General features: G+C 74.9%; 7 protein-coding genes and 1 pseudogene. 1 reads left to right on the top strand and 7 read right to left on the bottom strand.

Features of this window, described 5'->3' with window-relative positions:
• Positions 1 to 30: 30 nt before the first annotated feature.
• From ACZ45E_RS20870 to ACZ45E_RS20845, 6 genes and pseudogenes are all read right to left on the bottom strand, one after another.
• A complete protein-coding gene (locus ACZ45E_RS20870; protein WP_468222569.1) occupies positions 31 to 6,630 on the bottom strand; it encodes a type I polyketide synthase in 6,600 nt (2,199 codons plus the stop codon).
• A gap of 15 nt (positions 6,631 to 6,645) precedes the next feature.
• Positions 6,646 to 12,156, bottom strand: a pseudogene (locus ACZ45E_RS20865) (type I polyketide synthase); the annotation flags it as partial.
• 87 nt (positions 12,157 to 12,243) lie between these two features.
• Positions 12,244 to 15,378, bottom strand: a complete 3,135-nt coding sequence (locus ACZ45E_RS20860; RefSeq protein ID WP_468222566.1) for a type I polyketide synthase — start codon at positions 15,376 to 15,378, stop codon at positions 12,244 to 12,246.
• A 54-nt stretch (positions 15,379 to 15,432) separates the two neighbouring features.
• The gene (locus ACZ45E_RS20855) at positions 15,433 to 16,167 is read right to left on the bottom strand and encodes a thioesterase II family protein (protein WP_468222565.1); all 735 of its coding nucleotides are present in this window, start codon (positions 16,165 to 16,167) and stop codon (positions 15,433 to 15,435) included.
• A complete protein-coding gene (locus ACZ45E_RS20850) occupies positions 16,164 to 17,414 on the bottom strand; it encodes a cytochrome P450 (RefSeq protein ID WP_468222563.1) in 1,251 nt (416 codons plus the stop codon). The genes ACZ45E_RS20855 and ACZ45E_RS20850 overlap by 4 nt, the downstream gene beginning before the upstream one ends.
• Positions 17,405 to 17,668 (bottom strand): phosphopantetheine-binding protein, encoded by a 264-nt coding sequence (locus ACZ45E_RS20845; RefSeq protein WP_468222561.1) that lies wholly within the window; start codon positions 17,666 to 17,668, stop codon positions 17,405 to 17,407. The genes ACZ45E_RS20850 and ACZ45E_RS20845 overlap by 10 nt, the downstream gene beginning before the upstream one ends.
• Before the next feature lie 303 nt (positions 17,669 to 17,971).
• On the opposite strand from ACZ45E_RS20845, the gene ACZ45E_RS20840 reads away from it, so the two are divergent.
• Complete coding sequence (locus ACZ45E_RS20840; protein ID WP_468222603.1) at positions 17,972 to 19,474, top strand: FAD-dependent monooxygenase; 1,503 nt, start codon at positions 17,972 to 17,974, stop codon at positions 19,472 to 19,474.
• Between the two features lie 92 nt (positions 19,475 to 19,566).
• Here ACZ45E_RS20840 and ACZ45E_RS20835 read toward each other — a convergent pair whose 3' ends face one another.
• Positions 19,567 to 20,304, bottom strand: coding sequence for a thioesterase II family protein (locus ACZ45E_RS20835; protein WP_468222560.1), 738 nt, complete (start codon positions 20,302 to 20,304; stop codon positions 19,567 to 19,569).
• Positions 20,305 to 20,339 lie beyond the last annotated feature (35 nt).

Raw genomic sequence — 20,339 nt, 5'->3', positions numbered from 1 at the left:
CCGTGCTGTCCGCGGAGTTGGTCATGTCACTTACCTCTTCTCGTCCAGAGCCAGGTCGACCAGTGCTTCCAGGTCCAGGTCCGACAGTTCGTCCGCAGCGGTGTCGTCCGTAGCGGTGTCCGGGGCCCGCACCGGCCCGGCGCCGTCCGGGCGCGGCGCGTCGGCGCACGCCAGGACCAGGTCGAGGAGGCCCGCGCCGCGCAGGTTCGCGAGGGGGACGGTCCGCAGCACTTCCCGGATCGCGGCGTCCTCGGCGTCCTCGGCCGGGCCGGTGGCGTCCGGTCCGGGGCGGAGCAGGGTGTGCAGGTGCTCGCTCACCTCGCGGGGTGTGGGGTAGCTGAAGACGAGCGTGGACTGCAGGCGCAGCCCGGTCGAGGACGCCAGGCGGTTGCAGAGTTCGACCGAGGTCAGTGAGTCGAATCCGAGCTGGGTGAAGGTCCGGTCGGCGTCGACGGCCGTGCCCGACGGGTGGCCGAGCACGATGGCGACCTGGTCGCGCACCCAGTCCGTCACGGCCGCCGCCGCCTCGTCCGCGGGCAGGGCGGCCAGCCTGGCGGCGAGCCCGGGGCCGCCGCCGTCCTGGGCCGGGCGGGCCCGGTCGCGGCGTGGGCGGGCGCTCTCGGCGAGGCCGCGCAGGAGCGGTGGCAGCGCGTCGCCGGGCAGGGTCCGCAGTCCGGCGGTGTCCACGCGCGCCGGGACGAGGACCGGTCTGCCGTTCGCGTACGCCGCGTCGAACAGGGCCAGCGCCTCGGGGGTGGGCATCGCGGCGATGCCGGTCCGCCGCAGCCGGGAGAGGTCGGCCCGAGCCAGGTCGGCGGTCATGCCGCTGCTCTGCTCCCACCAGCCCCAGCAGAGCGAGGTGCCGGCCAGTCCGGCCGCGGCGCGCCGGGCCGCGAGGCCGTCCAGGAAGGCGTTGGCGGCGGCGTAGTTGGCCTGTCCCGCGGTGCCGAGGGTGCCCGCGAGCGCGGAGAACTGGATGAACGCCGACAGGGGGTGGCCCTGGGTCAGTTCGTGCAGGTTGACGGCGCCGCCGACCTTGGCGGACAGGACGTGGTCGACGCTCTGCGGGGTCAGTGACTCGACGGTGCCGTCCGCGAGTGCGCCCGCCGCGTGGACGACCGCCGTCAGCGGGTGGCGCGGGGGCAGGTCCGCGAGGAGCTCCGCCACGGCGGCCCGGTCCGCCACGTCGCAGGCCACGACCCGGACGCTCGCTCCCGCGTCCTCCAGCTCCGCGACGAGTTCGGGCACCCCATCGGCCGCCGGGCCCCGGCGGCTCGCCAGCAGCAGGCTGCGTACGCCGTGTTCGGCGGCGAGGTGCCGTGCCACGACCGAGCCCACGCCGCCGGTGCCGCCGGTGACCAGTACGGTGCCGCCGCCGAGGCCGTCGCCCACGTCGAGGACCAGCTTGCCGACGTGGCGGCCCTGGCTCATCTCGCGGAACGTGCGGCGCGCGTCGCGGACGTCGCGCAGGGAGACCGGGTTCAGGGTGAGCCGCCCGTCGGCGAACAGCTCCATGACGGCCCGGAACATCTCCTGGAGGGCGTCCGGGCCGCACTCGTACAGGTCGAAGGGCTCGTAGGCGACTCCGGGGTGGTCGGCCGCCACCTGCTGGGGGTCGCGGATGTCCGTCTTGCCCATCTCGACGAAGTGTCCGCCCTCGGGGAGCAGCGTCAGCGAGGCGTCGACGAAGTGGTGCGCGAGGGAGTTCAGTACGACGTCGACGCCGCGGCCGTCCGAGGCGGCCAGGAACGTCCGGGCGAACTCCAGGTCGCGTGAGGACGCCAGGTGCGTCTCGTCCACGCCCAGGGCGCGCAGCACGGGCCACTTGGCCGGGCTGGCGGTGGCGTAGATCTCGGCGCCGATGTGCCGTGCGAGCTGGACGGCGGCCATGCCGACGCCGCCCGCCGCGGCGTGGATGAGGACGCGTTGGCCCTTCTTGAGGCGGGCGATGCGGAACAGCGCGTGGTAGGCGGTGAGGAAGACGCACGGCACGGAGGCCGCCTGGGCGTGGCTCCAGCCGTCGGGGACGGGCACGAGCATGCGGTGGTCGGCGACGGCGGTGCGGCCGAACGCGCCGGTGAAGATGCCGGTCACCCGGTCGCCCGGTGCCAGCCGGGTCACGTCGTCCGCGACCTCCAGGACGACTCCGGAGCCCTCGCTGCCGAGCCCGGCGTCGATGGCCGTCCGGTCGACGAGGCCCAGCGCGATGGTGACGTCCCGGAAGTTGAGGCCCGCGGCCTGTACGGCGATCCGGACCTGGCCGCTCGTCAGGGGCGCCTCGACCTCGGGGCAGGCCACCCAGGTCAGGTTCTCCAGCGTTCCCTTGCTCGGGATGCCGAGGCGGTGGGCGCCGGCCGGCGGCGGCCCGATCCGGTGGTCCGCGGATGCGGCCGGGGCGAGCCGGGGGACGAGCAATGCGCCTTCCCGTAGGGCGAGTTGTTCCTCGTCGAGGGCGAGCGCGGCGGGCAGGCGGGTCCAGGACGCCTCCTCGTCGTCGATGTCCACCAGCCGGAACCTGCCGGGGTGCTCCGTCTGGGTGGAGCGGATCAGGCCCCATACGGAGGCGCCGGGCAGGCTCTCGACGCCCTCCCCCGCGCCGGTCTCCAGGGCCCGGCGGGTGAGCACCACCAGGGTGGTGGCGGCGAGGGAGCCCTCGGCGAGGAACCGCTGGACGCAGTCGAGTACGCGTTTGTCCGTGTCGCCGACCGCGGCGAGGAGACCGCCAGCGGAGTCGGGGACGGCGTCGTCGGGGCACAGGACGAGGAGCCGGGGCGGCTGACCTGCGGCGGCCTCGTCCAACGTCGCGTAGGGGACGGCGCTCTCGTGCGCCGCGCGGAGCCGGTGGGCGAGGCCGCTGTGCGTGCCGAGGACGGCCCACGGCTCGTGGTCCGTCTCGCGTCCGCTGCTCTCCGCGGCGGGGCTCCACCGGACCTCGTACAGCGACTGCGCCGCGGCGCCCGGTGCCGAGCGCACCTGGTCGGCGGCGGCCGGGCGGAACGTCAGCGCGTCGACGGAGGCGACCGGGTGGCCGTGCTCGTCGGCGACGGCCAGGGACACGGTGTCCACGCCCGCCGGGGAGAGCCGGACCCGCACGGTCGGGCCGCACACGCCGCTCAGGCGCACCCCGGACCATGAGAACGGCATCCGGCCCTGCTCGCCGGTGACTTCGATGACGCCGCCTGCCACCGACGCGTGCAGGACGGTGTCCAGCAGGGCCGGGTGCAGGGCGAAGGTGCCGGGAGCCGGTGTCCCGGTGTCCGGCAGGGTGGCGAGGGCGAAGAGGTCGTCGCCCCGGCGCCAGACCTCCCGCAGGCCGCGGAATGCCGGCCCGTAGTCGAAGCCCGCGTCGGCGAAGTCGTCGTAGAGGGTGCCGAGGTCGAGCTGCCGGGCGTCGGCGGGCGGCCAGTCGGCCAGTGTCCGTACGTCGTCGGTGGCGGCCCGTGCCGGCGGCGCGGCAGGTACCAGGCTGCCTGTCGCGTGCCGGGTCCAGCCGCCCGGCGCCGTCCCTTCGTCGCCGGGGGCGGAGTACACCTCCAGGGAGCGGCGTCCCTCCTCGTCCGCGGCGCCGACGACGAGCCGTATCCGTACGTCGCCCGGGTCGGGGACGATCAGGGGCACTTCCAGGGTGAGTTCCTCGACGCCGGGGCAGCCGACGTGGTCGCCCACCGAGAGCGCCAGGTCCATGTGGGCCGTCGCCGGGACGACGGCGGCGCCGAAGACGGTGTGGTCGGCGAGCCAGCCGTGGGTCCGCAGGGACCACAGGCCGGTGAAGACGATCTCGTCGGTGGCGGGGTGGTCCAGCACGGCGCCGAGCAGCGGATGGTCCGTGGCGCCCAGGCCGGCGGCGGCGACGTCCGCGCTCTCCATCGCGGCGAGGAAGTCCAGCCAGTACCGCTGCCGTTGGAACGCGTACGTCGGAAGGTCCACCTGTCGGCGCGTCCCGTACAGGGCGCGGAGGTCCACGGCCGCGCCCCGGACGTGCAGCTGGGCGAGGGCGCCGAGCAGCGCGCGCGGGCCGGTGCGGTCGCGCCGGGAGGCCGACAGGACGGTCACGTCGTGGGCGCCCTCGCCGGTGAGGTTCTCCTGGGTGATGCCCGTGAGCGTCGCGCCCGGGCCGACCTCCACGAAGACGTCGGCGCCTGCCGCCCGGGCGCACTCCACCGCGTCGTGGAAGCGGACCGGTTCGCGGACGTGGCGCACCCAGTGCGTCACGGAGGACAGCTCCTGGGGGGTGGCCTGGCGGCCCAGCCTGGTCGAGACGACCGGGATCGTCGGTTCGCCCGCGCCGAGACCGTCGAGCGATGCCGCGAACTCCTCCAGGATCGGGTCCATGAGCGGGGAGTGGAACGCGTGGTCGACCGCGACGAGTTTCGCCGAGGTGCCGGCGGCGACGAGTTGGTCCAAGGCCGCGTGCACCTGGTCGCGCAGGCCCGAGAGCACGACCGACTCCGGGCCGTTGACGGCGGCGACCGCGACCCGGTCGAACTGGGCGAGCAGCGTGCCCAGTCGGGCCTCGGAGGCGCGGACCGCCAGCATGGCGCCGCGTTCGCCGACCGTCTGCATGAGCCGGCCGCGGGCGGCCACGAGCCTGGTCGCGGCGTCCAGGTCGAGGGCGCCGGACACGTGGGCGGCGGCGATCTCGCCGACGGAGTGGCCGATGAGGAGGTCCGGCGGCGGGCAGTACTCCGTCAGGAGCCGGTAGAGGCCGACCTGGAGGGCGAACAGCGCCGGCTGCGCGATGTCCGTCCGCTCGGGCTGTGCGGGCTCGTCGGCGAGGAGGAGGGGCTTCAGGGCGAAGGGGAGCCGCGCGTCGAAGCGTGCGCAGGTCTCGTCGAGGCTCCGCGCGAAGGCCGGGAAGGTGTCGTACAACTGCCGTGCCACGCCCACCCATGGCGAACCCTGGCCGGGGAACATGAAGACGGTGCCGCCGCTCTCACCGGCGAGGCCGCGCACCACCCCGGCGGTCTCCGTGCCCTCGGCGAGCGCCGCCAGGCCGTTCAGCAGGTCGTCCCGGTCGCGGCCGACGACCACGGCGCGGTGCTCGAAGTGCGAGCGGCCCGTCAGCAGCGACGACCCGGCGTCGGTGAGGTCGAGGCCGGGGTCGGCGGTCACGAAGTCGCGCAGTTTCCCTGCCTGCGCCCGCAGGGCCTGCGCCGACCGCGCCGACACCACCCAGGGTGTCAACTCGCCTACGACGGGGGCGGTTTCAGGTGCGGGTTCGGTGGGTTCGGTGGGGTCGGGTGCCTGCTCCAGGATCAGGTGCGCGTTCGTGCCGCTGGCCCCGAAGCTGGAGACACCGGCCCGCCGGGGCCGTCCCGGCGCGGTGGTCCACTCTCTGGCCTCGGTCAGCAGCTCGACCGCACCGGCCGACCAGTCCACGTGCGTCGAGGGGCGGTCCACGTGCAGCGTGCCGGGCAGCACCCCGTGCCGCATCGCCATGATCATTTTGATCATGCCGCCGACCCCGGCCGCCGCCTGCGTGTGCCCGATGTTCGACTTCAGCGACCCCAGCCACAGCGGGTCGCCGCCCGGCTCCCGCTCCTGCCCGTACGTGGCCAGCAGTGCCTGTGCCTCGATGGGGTCGCCGAGGGTCGTGCCGGTGCCGTGCCCCTCGACCACGTCCACGTCGCTCGCCCGCAGCCTGGCGTCGGCCAGCGCGGCCCGGATGACGCGCTGCTGGGCCGGGCCGTTGGGAGCGGTCAGTCCGTTGGACGCGCCGTCCTGGTTGATCGCCGAGCCGCGGATGACCGCCCAGATCCGGCGCCCGTTGCGCCGCGCGTCCGAGAGCCGCTCCAGGACGAGCATCCCGACGCCTTCGGCGAAGCCGGTGCCGTCCGCCGCCTCCGCGAACGCCTTGCACCGGCCGTCGGCGGCCAGACCCCGCTGCCGGGAGAACTCCCGGAACACCTGCGGCATCGCCACGACGGTGACGCCCCCGGCGAGGGCGAGGCCGCATTCGCCCTGCCGCAGCGACTGCACCGCCTGGTGGACGGCGACCAGCGACGACGAGCACGCGGTGTCGGTGGACACGGCCGGGCCCTGCAACCCCAGCGTGTACGCGACCCGGCCGGACGCCACGCTCAGCAGGGAGCCGGTCTGCGCGTAGCCCGAGATGGCCTCGGGGGTGGTGAAGTGGTTGCCGTAGCCGAAGTACGCGAGGCCGGCGAAGACGCCGGTGTCGCTGCCGCGCAGGGTCGCCGGGTCGATCCCGGCCCGTTCCAGGGACTCCCACGAGGTCTCCAGGAGCAGCCGCTGCTGCGGGTCGGCGGCGAGCGCCTCGCGCGGGTTGATCCCGAAGAACTCGGCGTCGAAGTCGCCCGCGTCGTACAGGAATCCGCCCGAGCGGGTGGTGCAGGTGTTCGGCCGGTCCGGGTCCGGGTCGTAGAGGCCCTCCAGGTCCCAGCCCCGGTCCGCGGGGAAGTCGGAGACGACGTCCGCGCCCGCCCGCACCAGGTCCCAGAGCGCCTCGGGGGACGCGGCGCCGCCGGGGAAGCGGCAGCCGACGCCCACGACCGCGACGGGCTCGCAGGCCGCGTCGGTCACCTCGCGGAGGCGTTTGCGTGCCTCGATGAGCTCGATCGATGTCCGCTTGAGGTAGTCGAGAACATCGGCGTTGGTGTCGTTGGTCATCGTTCTCGTTCTCCTCTAGCCGAGCTCTTTGTCCAGGAGCGAGAGGAGCTCTCCCGCCGAGGCCGAACTGATCTGGTCGACGATGGCGGCCGGTGAACCGGCGGACGCCATCGAGCGGACCCGGCCCTGCACCTCGCCGAGCAGCGCGGAGAGGGTGGCCTTGTCCTCGTCCCCGAGTTCGCGGAACGCGTCCTCGATGCGGGCGCCCAGTCCTTCGATCTCCTCGGCGAGGTGATCGGCCGGGGATCGTGGGGCGGCGCCGGGACCGGGGGTGATGCTCGTGGTCAGGAACGCGGCGAGGGCGCCCGGGTTCGGGTGGTCGAAGACGAGCGTGGCGGGCAGCTTGAGGCCGGTCACCGCCGCCAGCTTGTTGCGCAGGTCCAGTGCGGTGAGTGAGTTGATCCCCAGTTCCTTGAAGCTCGCGGTGGCGCCGATCCGTCCGGTGCCGGTGTGGCCGAGGACGGTGGCGGTCTGCGCCCGGACGGCGTCGAGCAGGGCCGCCCGCGCGTCGTCCGGCGCCAGCGCGGACAGCTGCTCGGCGAGGCCGGTGCCGGTGGGCTCCGGGCTGCCCGCAGTGCCCGGTCCGGCGGGCGCCCCGGCCAGGCCGCGCAGGAGCGGCGAGGCCAGGTGGTCGGTGTGCGACGCGTCCGGTGCGGGGGGATCGAGCCGGGCGGGTACCAGTACCGGTTCGGTCCGTGCGAGCGCCGCGTCGAAGAGCGCGAGCCCCTGCCGGGTCGGCATCGGCAGCACGCCCTGGCGCCGCAACCGTTCGATGTCCGCCTCGTCGATGCCGGCGACCATGTCGCTGCGCTCCGCCCACAGGCCCCAGCACAGGGCGGCGGCCGGGAGCCCGTCGGCCCGGCGGGCCTCCGCGAGACCGTTGAGGAAGGCGTTGGCCGCCGCGTAGTTGGCCTGGCCCGCCGTCCCGAGGACGCTCGCGACCGAGGAGAACAGCACGAACGCGGAGAGGTCGAGGTGCGCGGTCAGCTCGTGCAGGTGCCAGGCTCCGCGCACCTTCGGCGCGAGGACCGCGTCCAGGCGGTCCTCGGTCAGCGCCCCGACGACACCGTCGTCCAGCACCCCCGCGCAGTGGATCACCGCCGTCAGGGGGTGCTCGGCGGGCACCGAGGCGATCAGCCCGGCGACGGCGTCGCGGCTCGTGACGTCGCAGGCCGCGATCTCGACCGTCGCCCCGGCCCCGGTCAGTTCCTGCCGCAGCTCCGCCGCCGCCGGGGCCTTCTCCCCGCGCCTGCTGGTCAGCAGCAGGCGGCGTACCCCGTGCCGGTCGACGAGGTGGCGGGCGAGCAGTGCGCCCAGGCCGCCGGTGCCGCCGGTGATCAGTACCGTCCCCGACCCGAGCGCGGGCGCGTCCGCCGCCCCGGCGCGGGGTCCGGCGCCGGGGGCCACGGCCAGCCGGGGGGTGGTGACGCGGCCGTCGCGGATCTTGAGCTGGGCCTCGCCGGTCGCGGCCGCCGCCGGGATCCGGGCCCAGGAGGCGGGCCGGTCGTCCGTGTCCAGGAGCGTGAACCGGCCGGGGTTCTCCGTCTGCGCGGTGCGCACGAACCCCCAGATCGCGGCGGCGACGGGGTCGGGGTGGCGCACCTGCTCGTCGAGGCACGCGTCCCGCACCACGATGACCAGGCGCGAGTCGGAGAACCGGTCGTCGCGGAGCCAGGTCCTCGTCCAGCGCAGCACGCGGTGGAGTTGGCGTTCGGCGACGGCGGGTGTGTCGTCGCCGGTGCCGGCCCGGTCGACGGTGGCGATGACGACGGGGGGCGGCCCGTCCCCGGCGGCGGCGAGTTCCTCCAGGCCGGCGTGGACCGCCCCGCCCCCGGCCAGGAGGGCGAGGGGCGTGTCGGGTGCGCCGAGCATCGCGGGCCGGTCCGCGGCCCCGCCGGTGGGGACGGCGACGGGCACCCAGTCCACCTGGTACAAGGAGTCCTGGTACGGGAACTCCTCGTGGGCGCGGCTCAGTTCGGCCAGTTCCGCCTCGTCCACGGGCCGCAGTTCCAGCGCCGTGATGCCGCCGACCGGTGTTCCGTCCTGGTCCGCGAGGGTCACGGACAGCGTGTTCCGCCCCGCGGGTGCGAGGCGTACGCGGAGCGCGGCCGGCCGGGCGGGGTGCACGCGCAGGCCCGTGCAGCGGAACGGCAGCAGGCCCTCGGCCCCGGAGCCGTCCTCGCGCTGCCCGAGGGCTGCCGGGGTCAACGCGGCCTGGAGCAGGGCCGGATGGATCCGGAACCGGTCCGCGTCGTCGGGGGCGGGCGGCTCGATCTCCGCGAAGAGGACGTCGCCCCGGCGCCACATCTCCTTCAGGCCGCGGAACCGGGGCCCGTGGTGGAACCCGAGTGCGGACAGCCCGGTGTACGCGTCCTCGCGGGCCACGCCCACCGCGCCCGCCGGGGGCCATACGGCGAGGTCGTCCGGCGCGGGGTCTGCTCCGGTGCCGGACCCGGCGACCCCGACGGCGTTGCGCGTCCACCCGGTCTCGCCCGCGCCCCGCGAGTCCACGCTGACCACGTTCTTGGCGTCGAGCACGACGCGGATCTCGCGGTCGCCCGTCCGGGGCAGCACCAGCGGTGTCTCCAGGGTGAGTTCGTCGATGACGTCGTGTCCCGCCTTGTCCGCCGCCCACGCGGCCAGCTCCATCAGCACCGTGGCCGGCACCACGACAGCTCCGTGGACGGCGTGGTCGGCGAGCCAGGGGTGGCGCTCCAGCGACAGGCGCCCGCCGGCCGCGATCCCGCCCCGCTCCTCGTCGCCGGGCAGCTCGATCACGGCGTCGAGCAGCGGATGGTCCGCCGTGCTCGCGGCGGTCGTCGTCTCGGTGGGCGCGTTCAGCCAGTAGCGCTGCCGCTGGAAGGCGTACGTGGGCAGCTCGGCCCAGTGGTGGTCGCCCGCAGGGAACGCCGCCTGCCACGACACGGCGACGCCCGCCACGAAGGCCTCGGCCGCCGAGCGGTACCACCGCGCGAGGCCGCCCTCGCCGCGGCGCAGCGTGCCCAGGACGGCGCCGTCGATGCCCGCGTCGTCCAGGGTCTGTTCCACGCCGGGCGTCAGGACCGGGTGGGCGGACGCCTCGACGAAGAAGCGGAAGCCCTGTCCGGCCAGGGCCCGGGTGGCCTCCTCGAAGCGGACCGTGCGGCGCAGGTTGCCGTACCAGTACTCGGCGTCGAGGCCGCGCGTGTCCAGCCAGTCGGCCGTCACCGTCGAGAAGAACGGCACCTCGGCCGTACGCGGTTCGAGTCCGGCCAGTACCCGGCTCAGTTCGTCGTGGACGGCCTCCACGTGGGCCGAGTGCGAGGCGTAGTCCACCGGCAGGCGGCGGGCCCTGACCCCGTCCGCCTCGCACGCGGCGAGCAGCGCGTCCAGTGCGGGCACGTCGCCCGAGACGACCACGGATCCGGGCCCGTTGACCGTCGCGATCGAGAGGCCGCCGGTGAGCCGGGCCCGCACGTCGTCGACCGGCAGCGCGAGCGAGACCATGCCGCCGCGTCCGGACAGCGCCAGGATCGCCTTGGAGCGCAGGGCGACCACCTTCGCGGCGTCCTCGATCGAGAGGGCGCCCGCGACGCACGCGGCCGCGATCTCGCCCTGCGAGTGGCCGACCACCGCCTCGGGGCGCACCCCGTACGAGCGCCACACCTCGGCCAGTGACACCATGACGGCCCACAGCACGGGCTGGACGACGTCCACCCGCTCCAGCGCGTCCGCGTCGCCGAGCACGTCGAGGAGGGACCAGTCCACGTAGGGCGACAGCGCGTCGGCGCACTCCCGCATCCGCGCCGCGAACGCCGGGGAGGCCGCCACCAGTTCCTGCCCCATCCCGACCCACTGGGAGCCCTGGCCGGGGAAGACGAACACCGTCCTGCCCACCGGTTTCGCGACACCGCTCACCGGGCCGGCGGGTCCGCTGTCGTCGCCCGCGGCGACGGCGTCCAGGGCGGCGAGGAGTCCTTCGCGGTCCGCGCCGACGACCACCTGGCGGTGCTCGAACAGCGAGCGTGTCGTGGTCAGCGCCTGCCCGACGGCGGCGGGCGTCAGCTCCGGGTCCGCGGCCACGTGGTCCCGCAGCCGCCGCGCCTGGTCCCGCAGGGCGGGTTCGGAGCGGGCGGACAGCACCCACGGCACCGGCCCCGGGGACGCGTCCCCGGGCGTGTGCTCGGAGGGCCGGGGCGGGGGTGCCTGCTCCAGGATCAGGTGTGCGTTCGTGCCGCTGATCCCGAAGGCGGACACGCCGGCCCGCCGGGGCCGGTCGGGCGCGGTGCTCCACTCTCTGGCCCCGGTCAGCAGCTCGACCGCACCGGCCGACCAGTCCACGTGCGTCGAGGGACGGTCCACGTGCAGCGTCCTGGGCAGCACCCCGTGCCGCATCGCCATGATCATCTTGATCATGCCGCCGACCCCGGCCGCCGCCTGCGTGTGCCCGATGTTCGACTTCAGCGACCCCAGCCACAGCGGGTCGCCGCCCGGCTCCCGCCCCTGCCCGTACGTGGCCAGCAGCGCCTCCGCCTCCATGGGGTCGCCGAGCCTGGTGCCGGTGCCGTGCGCCTCCACCACGTCCACGTCGCCCGTCCGCAGACCAGCATCGGCCAGCGCCGCCCGGATGACGTCGCGCTGCGCCAGCTCGTTGGGGGCGGTCAGTCCGTTGGACGCCCCGTCCTGGTTGATCGCCGAGCCGCGGATCACCGCCCAGATCCGGCGCCCGTTGCGCCGCGCGTCCGACAGCCGCTCCAGGACCAGCACGCCCGCGCCCTCGGCGAAGCCGGTGCCGTCCGCCGCCTCCGCGAACGCCTTGCACCGGCCGTCGGCGGACAGACCCCGCTGCCGGGAGAGTTCCACCAGCAGCCCCGGTGTCGACAGCGCCGAGACCCCGCCGGCCAGCGCCAGGGTGGTTTCGCCCGAGCGCAGGGACCGTACGGCCTGGTGGACGGCGACCAGCGACGACGAGCACGCGGTGTCGGTGGCCAGCGCCGGGCCCCGCAGCCCCAGCGTGTACGCCACCCGGCCCGCGGCGACGCTGGTGTACGTCCCCGTGAGCGCGAAGCCCTCCACCTCGCCGGCCGCCGCGCCGCCCATCCGCGGGCCGTAGTCGACGGCGTAGACGCCGGTGAAGACCCCGGTCGCCGAGTCCCGCAGCCCGGCCGGGTCGATGCCCGCCCGTTCCAGCGCCTCCCAGGACGTCTCCAGCATCAGCCGCTGCTGCGGGTCCATGGCGAGGGCCTCGCGCGGGCTGATGCCGAAGAACGGCGCGTCGAACTCCGCGAGGTCCCGCAGGAATCCGCCCGAGCGCGTGTACGTCGTGCCGTGCGCCCCGGGGTCCGGGGAGCGCAGCGCCGCCATGTCCCACCCGCGGTCCTGCGGGAAGTCGCTCATCGCGTCGACCTCGCCGGCCACGACGTCCCACAGCCCCTCGGGGGACATCACCCCGCCCGGGAAGCGGCACGCCACGCCCACGACCGCGATGGGCTCGCGCGCGGACTCCTCCAACTCCCTTACTCGCTCGCGCAGTTGCGTCGCGTCACCGACGGCACGGCGCAAGTAGGACCGGAGCTTGTCGACATCCTCCACCAGGGGCCTCCCCTCAACGGTTGCTCGGAAGAACGGGTGCGGCTACACGTATCCGCGGTCGATCAGCGCGTACAGGTCGTCGTCACTACGACTCTCAGGACCCGCTTCCGCTCCCGGTTCCGGCGGCGCTTCGGGCCCCCCCGGTCCGAGGAGGGAGAAGAGGTGCTGGGCGAGCCTGCGCGGGGTGGGATGGGTGAAGGCGACGGTGGCCGGGAGCCGGATGCCGGTCGCCGCGGTGAGCCGGTTGCGCAGCGCCACGGCCATCGGGGAGTCGAAGCCGAGATCCTTGAAGGGCTCGGCCGCCCTGGCCGCGAGATCCGCGCCGGCCGGGTCCGCGTCCTTCACGCCCAGCACCACGGCCGTCTCGGCACAGACGAGCGTCAGAAGCGATGCCTCCGAGCTCAGGTCCGCCGCCCCGGCGCGCGCGTCCGGCGGGCTCGTCCCGGCGCCGGTGGGGCCGGTGTCGGTGGGGCCGGTGCCGGTGGGCGCCGTCAGCCAGTACCGCTGCCGCTGGAACGCGTAGGCCGGCAGGGCGACGCGGCGCGGGCGGTCCGCGGCGAACACCGCCTCCCAGTCCACCGGCGCACCCCGCACGTGCAGTTCGGCCAGCGACGCCAGGATCGTGCCCGCGCCCCCGTCGTGCCTGCTCAGGGTGGGCACCACCAGGGGCGGGCTCGCCAGCGCGTCCGCGGCCTCCGCCATCGCGACCTGGAGCACGGGATGCGGGCTGACCTCGACGAACACCCCGCCGCGCGCCCGCATCAGCTCCCCGACGACCTCGCCGAAACGCACCGTCGAGCGCAGGTTGTCGTACCAGTACGAGGCGTCGAGCAGCCGGGTGTCGAGCGGCCCCGCGGTGACCGTGGAGTGGAACTCCACCTCGGTCCGTCGCGGCGTGACACCGGCGGCGGCCTCCAGCACCTGCTCACGGATGCGTTCGACCTGGTGGGAGTGGGAGGCGTAGTCGATCCTGACCCGGCGCACCCGGACTCCGTCGGCGGCCGCCGACGCGGCGAACTCGTCGAGCGCGTCGAGGTCCCCGGAGATCACCACGGAGGCCGGCCCGTTGACCGCGCCCACGGAGAGCCGCCCTGGCCACCGGGCCAACCGTTCCTCGACCTGGCTCAGCGGCGCGGCCACCGCGCTCAGGCCGCCCTGCCCGGCGAGGGCGGTCAGGGCCCGGCTGCGCAGGGCGACGATCCGCGCCGCGTCCTCCAGCGAGAGCGCGCCCGCCGCACAGGCCGCGGCGATCTCTCCCTGCGAGTGCCCGACCACCGCGTCGGGGACCACCCCCAGGGACCGCCACACCCGTGCCAGGGAGACCATCATCGCGAACAGGGCGGGCTGGACCACGGCGTCCCCGCGTTCGAGGGAGGGCGCCGACGGCGCCCCGGTCACCAGGTCCACCAGCGACCAGTCCAGCCACGGTTCCAGTGCCCGGGCGCACGCGTCGATCCCGCGCGCGAAGACCTCGGACTCGGCGTAGAGCCGCTTGCCCATGCCCAGCCACTGCGAGCCCTGGCCGGGGAAGACGAAGACGACCGGTCCCACGCTCCCCGTGGCCGCGCCGCGCACCGCCCGCGCCGCGTTCTCGCCCGCCGCCACCAGGTCGAGGCCGGCCAGCGCCTCCTCGCGGTCGCCTGCGATGACCACGGCCCGGTGCTCGAACGATGTGCGGGTCGACACCAGGGAGTACGCCACGTCCGTCGCCGGGAGCGAGGCGTCGGCGGCCACGTGGTCGCGCAGCCGTGCCGCCTGTTCCCGCAGGGCGGGTTCGGAGTGCGCCGACAGTACCCACGGCGCCGCCCCGAGGGAGAGGGCCGCGGGCCCCGGCCCCGCCTGTCCGAGGGGGGGTCGGGCCGGGACGGCGGGGGCCTGTTCGAGGATCACGTGCGCGCTGGTGCCGCCCATCCCGATGGAGGAGACCCCCGCCCGGCGCGGCCGGTCCGGCTCGCCTGGCCAGGGGCGCGCGGCCCTGAGTACCTCGAAGTCGTCCTGGAAGTCCGGGACGGCGGGGTTCGGGGAGCGGAAGCCCGGGCTCGGGACCAGCCGCGCGCGGTCCACGCAGAGCGCGGCTTTCACGAAGCCGACGATCCCCGCGGCCGGTTCCAGGTGTCCGACGTTCGCCTTCACCGAGCCGATGGCCAGGGGGCGGTCGCGGCCGGTCGCCCGGAACACCTCGCGCAGGCCGGTCAGCTCGGCCGGGTCGCCGAGCCGGGTGCCGGTGCCGTGGGCCTCGACGTAGTCGACGCCGTCGAAGTCGGTCCCCGCGCGGGCGAGCGCGGCCAGGACGGCCGCCGCCTGCCCGGTGGGGCTGGGGTCCGGCAGCCGGGAGGACGCGCCGGCGCCTGCGACGCCCCAGCCGCGCACCACCGCGTAGACGTGATCGCCGTCGGCGAGGGCGAGGTCGAGCCGCTTCAGCAGGACGAACGCCCCGCCCTCGCCCCGGATGAAGCCGTTGGCCCGTGCGTCGAAGGGGAAGCAGCGGCCGTCGGGCGACAGGGCGCCCAGGTTGGCCAGGCCGGCCCCGGCCTCGGGGTCGACGATCAGGTGTACGCCGCCTGCGAGCGCCACGTCGACGGCGCCGGCCCGTATCCGGTCGCACGCCAGCGCAAGGGAGACCAGGGAGGAGGACTGGCCGGAGTCCGCGCAGAAGCTCATGCCCCGCACGTCGAGGAAGTTCGAGATCCGGTTGGCGATCAGCGCGCCGCCGGTGCCGAGCACGGCGTGCGGGTCGTCCCGGTCGCTGCCGGACAGTCGGCGCAGCAGCTCGTACCCGGAGGGCGCCGCGCCGACCACGACGTCGATCTCCCGGCCGGCGAGCGCGCCCGCCGGTGTGCGGGCGTCCTCGACGGCCTCCCAGGCGAGTTCGAGGCCGAGCCGCTGCACGGGGTCCATGGCGGCCGCCTCCTCCGGGGCCGCGCCGAAGAAGGCGGCGTCGAACCCGTCGACGCTGTCGAAGAAGGAGCCCGCGCGCAGGGTCGCGGCGTCCGGGTGGGAGGCGTACGCCGACCGCGCGTCGGCCGCCCGCTGCCCGGGGAACGTCCCGATGGTCGACCTCCCCTCCAGCAGCAGGCGCCAGAACTCGGCCGGGCCCCGCACACCAGGAAAGCGGCACGACACCCCGATGACGGCGACGCCGGCGGTGTCGGCGGTGTCGGTGGCTGCGCCACTCATACGCGTTCCTTCCGGTTCTGTCGGTGTACGGCTGTGACGGGTGGCGGCACGGGCTCACCGCCAGCCGGTGAGCAGGGTCCGCAGCCCGTCCGGCGCGTCCATGAAGTCGTAGTGGCCGCCGTCGACCCCCCGGAACTCGACCCGCTCCGCGTACGGGCGCCACCCCTGGAGCTGGTCGAGGCGCACGTCGGGGTCGTCCCGCCAGTGCAGGACGACGACGGGGCAGTCGACCGCGACCGGCTCGGTGCGCCGGTAGGCGGCCGCGGCCGCGTGGTCGCGCAGCAGCACCATGAGGCCCAGGTCGAGGATGTCGGGGCGGGGTTCGATGCCCCGGCCGCGGACGAACGCCTCGACCTCGGCGCGCAGTTCGTCCTCGGTGAGGGTGAGCATCCGGTCGCGTGCGGCGTCGTGCGGCGCGGGCTGGCCCGACACGAACAGGCGGTCCGGGGTGGGCAGGCCGCGCTCGGCGAGCCGGAGCACGGTCTCGTAGGCGGGCAGCGCGCCCGCGCAGTGCGCGAAGAACGCGTACGGCCGGTCGAGCAGCGGCTCCAGGGTCTCGGCCAGGTCGGCGGCGAGGTTCTCGTAGGTGCCGTAGTGGGGGTGGCCGAGGCGGTTCTCCCGGCCGGGGAACTGCACCGGGCAGACCTCGATGTCGTCGAGGGCGGCCGGCCAGGCGCTGAACACCGACGCCCCTGACCCGGCGAAGGGGAAGCAGAAGAGCCGGGCGGGGTGGTCGCTGCCCGGCGGCCGGACGAACCACGGGGAGGCGGTGGTGGAGCCGGAGGTCATGGCAACCGCCGTTTCTGGGCGACGAGGGGAAGGTGGGTCGTCCCGGCGATGAAGTACGACCGCAGGTGCTCCGGTTCGCCGGCGAGTTCGAGCGAGCCGAAGCCCTGGAGCAGTTCCTCGAAGAAGACGCGCAGGGTCAGCCGGGCCAGCGGTGCGCCGATGCAGAAGTGCGGCCCGAACCCGAAGGCGACGTGGCGCTTGGCGTTGCTCCGCGTGAGGTCGAAGGTGTGCGGGTCGGGGAACTGTGCCTCGTCCCGGTTGGCGGAGCCGATCCAGGCGACGACCGCGCCGCCGGCCGGGACGGTGCCCCCGGCGATCTCCACGTCGTCCACCGCGTACCGCATGAAGTTGCAGGCGGCCGAGGTCCAGCGCAGTCCCTCCTCGACCAGGTTGGGGACCAGGGTCGGGTCGGCCTGCGCCTTCTCGAACTGCTCGGGCCGCTCGATGAGGGCGTGCACCGTGCCGGAGACGGTGTGCGGTGTCGTCACGTTGGCGCCCAGCAGGATGCTGTAGCCGTCGAGGGCGATCTCCTCGTCGGTGAGGGGGGCGCCGCCCGGCCGGACGCTCATGAGGTGGTGGAGCAGGCTCTCGTCCCCGCCCCCGTCGGCGCGCCGGGTCGTGACCCATTCCTTGACGTAGCCGACGAGTTCGTGGTGCGCGATGGCCAGCGTGGCCGCCTCGCTGCCGAGCCGGAAGTGCGGGTCCGAGGGGGCCGTCACCATCGCGGTCAGCCGCACCAGCTCCTCCCAGTCCTGCTCCGGGATGCCGAGGAGCGGGCCGGTGACCATCGCCGGCAGGAGCAGCGCCCGCTCGGCCAGGTCGAAGGGTTCGCCGTCGAGGGCCGGTTCGAGGAAGCGCCGGATCGTGGAGCGGATGCTCTCCTCCCAGGATCTCACCGCCCGCGCGGTGAGCCGGGCGCCGAGCGGGCGGCGGACCTCGGTGTGGCGGGGCGGGTCGGTGGACGTCATCAGCACGCCCGCCGCGACGTCGTCCGTCCCGAGGTGGGTGGGGACCGTGCCGCGCTCCGAGGTGAACTCCCGGTGATCGCCGAGTACGCGGCAGACGTCCTCGTAGCGGGTCACCGACCAGAACTCCCGCCCGTCGGGGAGGACTTGATGGTGCAGGGGTGCCTTCGCCCGCATCACCTCCCAGACCGGGTGCGGATCGCCCGAGGTGTAGAGGTCCAGGTCGAGCAGGTCGACGCCGTCGAGGTCGGGGTCGCGCCCGGCGCCCGGCGTCAGCCGCACGCCCCTGCCCTCCCCTGCTCGATCAGCCCGGCGACCCGGGCCGGGGTCTGCGCGAGGTAGAAGTCGCGTACGGAGAGCCGGACGCCGTACTCCTGCGACACCCGGTCGATGATTTTGATTCCGGTCAGCGAGTTCCCGCCGAGCGCGAAGAAGTCGTCGTCCACCCCGACGTCGGGGCAGTCGAGGTGTTCCTTCCACAGCTCCGCTATCTCCTGCGCCAGTGAAACCCGGACCACGTGCGGCGACCCATCCATTGCCAGTCGTTCCTTCCTGCACTGTCCCGCCGGCGAGACACCTTCTCGGAATGGCCGACTGGAGTGTGCCGCGCGTTCACGGCCGCCCGCACCGGGCCGGGGGCCCCGGGCGTCCGCGGGTCCGATGGGCTTGAGGGCGGCCCGGCGGGCCCGCATGCTGACGCCCCGGAACACCCGTGAGAACCGTCCCGCCGGCGGGACAAGGCACGTCCGACGGCGTGGTGGCCCGAAACCGCCGCGGGCGCGGGAACGACAAGCCGCCGCAGGGGCAGGAGCGAGGGGAACGACGTGGGACATACCGGGATGGACACGGATGTGGTGATCGCGGGCGCCGGGCCGACGGGCCTGATGCTCGCCTGTGAACTGCGCCTCGCGGGCGTCGACGTGACGGTGGTCGAGCGGCTCGCGGAGCGCACGGGCGAGTCGCGGGCCGGCGGGATGCACTCGCGCACCCTTGAGGTGCTGGACCAGCGCGGGGTGGTGGAGCGTTTCCTGGCGGCCGGTGAACTGCAGCCGGTGGGCCACTTCTCCGGCCTCTACCTGGACTTCGACGAGTTCGAGTCCCGGCACCCTTACCCGCTGATGATCCTGCAGTCCACCATCGAGCGGCTCCTGGAGGAGTGGGCCGCCGAGCTCGGGGTGCGGGTGCGCAGGTCGGCGGGGGTGAGCGGGGTCCGCCAGGACGAGGCCGGTGTGACGGTCGAGCTGGACACGGCGGGGGCCGCGCCTGCGACATTGCGCGCCCGCTACCTGGTGGGCTGCGACGGCGGGCGCAGCACCGTGCGCAAGCTGGCGGGCATCGGCTTCCCCGGCACGGAGGCGACGATGACCGCGCTGATCGGTGACGTCGAACTCCCCGGGCTGACCGAGGAGTACGTGTGGGTGCGGCGCGGTCCGGGCGGCGACTATTCGGCGATCGCCTTCGAGCCGGGCTGGTTCCGGGTGATCACCTCCGACTACGGCCGTGTCGCGGACCGCGACGACCCCCCGACGTTCGAGCAGCTGCGGGAGTCGCTGGTCAGGCTCGCGGGCACCGACTACGGCATGCACAGCCCGCGCTGGGTCTCCCGGTTCAACGACGCGGCGCGGCAGGCCGACCGGTACCGGGCGGGCCGGGTGCTGCTGGCGGGCGACGCGGCGCACATCCACTTCCCGGCCGGCGGGCAGGGCCTGAACATGGGGATGCAGGACGCGGTCAACCTCGGCTGGAAGCTGGCCTCCGTGGTGCGCGGCCGGGCCCCGGAGAGCCTGCTGGACAGCTATCACGCCGAGCGCCACCCCGTCGCGGAGCGCGTGCTGCACAACACGCGGGCGCAGTCGGCCCTGGCCCGGCCCGGCCCGCAGACGGACGCGCTGCGCGAGGTGTTCGGGTCGCTGCTGGTCTTCGACGACGTCAACCGTCAGCTGCGGAACATGCTCACCGCGCTGGACATCCGGTACCCGGCCGACGGTGACCACCCGCTGGCAGGCCGCCGGGTCCCCGACGCCGACCTCAAGACGTCCGGGGGCGCCACCCGGGTCTACGAACTGCTGCACGCCGGCCGCCCGGTCCTGCTCGACCTGTGCGGCGGCGCCGGGGTCGGCGCGGCCGCCGCGGGCTGGTCCGACCGTGTCGACCTGGTCGAGGCGCGGAGCGAGGACGACCACTGGCCCGTCCCGGCCATCGACGAGGTGCCCGCGCCCGCGGCGCTCCTGATCCGCCCCGACGGCCACGTCGCCTGGGCGTCAGCCACCGACGGCGCACCCGACATCGCGGGGCTGCGGACCGCCCTCGCCACCTGGTTCGGCCCGGCCCGGCAGGGCTGACCCGCCGCGGGGCCCGTGCGACGAAGAGGCCGCCAGGACCGGTTGTGGTCCTGGCGGCCTCTTCGTCGCGTTCGTCGCGGCCTGCGGGCCCGCTAGCGGGCGGGCGCCGACTGCGCCTCGATCGCGTCCAGCACCTCGCGGGCGCTGTCGACCAGGTACATGTGGTCGCCCGGGAACTCCGCATAGCTGAACGCGGCCGTGGTCGCCGCCTGCCACTGCCCGGCCTCCTCCGCGGTGACCAGCCCGTCGGAGCCGCCCCGCAGCGAGCAGATGGGGACCGACACCGGTTCGTCGGTGCTCGGCACGTAGCTCTCGTGCATCTCGCAGTCGGCCTGGAGCGCGGGGAGGATCAGCTCCCGCATCTCCGGGTGGTCGAGCGCCTCGTGCCGGAACCCGGCGAACTCCTCGACCCTGGCGAGGAACTCCTCGTCCGGCAGCCCCGCCGCCCGCCGCTCGCGCTGGGTCCACGGCCCCGGCGAGCCGCTGACGACCAGCCGCTCGACGTGCACGCCGCGGGTGCTCAGCAGGTGCACCAGTTCGTACGCGAGCACCGCGCCGAGGCTGTGCCCGAAGAGCACGGTCCGGGCCCCCGCGCCGAGGTCCGCGACGATGTCGTCGACCGATTCCTTGGCCGCCTCGACGACGTTGCGGTGCGGCGTCTCCAGGATCCGCCGCTCCCTGCCGGGCAGTTCGACGGAGGTCACCCGCCACCGGTCGCCGGCCAGGGCCTGCCACGGATGGAAGAACGACGGTCCCGCTCCGGCGAACGGGACGCACAGCAGCGTGGTCCGGTCCGGTCGGTCCGCGGCTGTGCCGGGTCCTGTCACCACGGTCAACTCCCCTCACTCGTTCGGCATGTCGATAC

This window comes from Streptomyces sp. NPDC030991 (genome assembly GCF_055571235.1).
The sequence above is the reverse complement of the archived record's forward strand: the minus strand, read 5'-3'. Positions and strand labels throughout refer to the sequence as shown.

Coding starts and splice junctions, on each gene's coding strand:
- ACZ45E_RS20840 (WP_468222603.1), top strand. CDS start 17,972: ATGGACACGGATGTGGTGATCGCGGGCGCCGGGCCGACGGGCCTGATG.
- ACZ45E_RS20845 (WP_468222561.1), bottom strand. CDS start 17,668: ATGGATGGGTCGCCGCACGTGGTCCGGGTTTCACTGGCGCAGGAGATA.
- ACZ45E_RS20855 (WP_468222565.1), bottom strand. CDS start 16,167: ATGACCTCCGGCTCCACCACCGCCTCCCCGTGGTTCGTCCGGCCGCCG.
- ACZ45E_RS20870 (WP_468222569.1), bottom strand. CDS start 6,630: ATGACCAACGACACCAACGCCGATGTTCTCGACTACCTCAAGCGGACA.
- ACZ45E_RS20860 (WP_468222566.1), bottom strand. CDS start 15,378: ATGAGTGGCGCAGCCACCGACACCGCCGACACCGCCGGCGTCGCCGTC.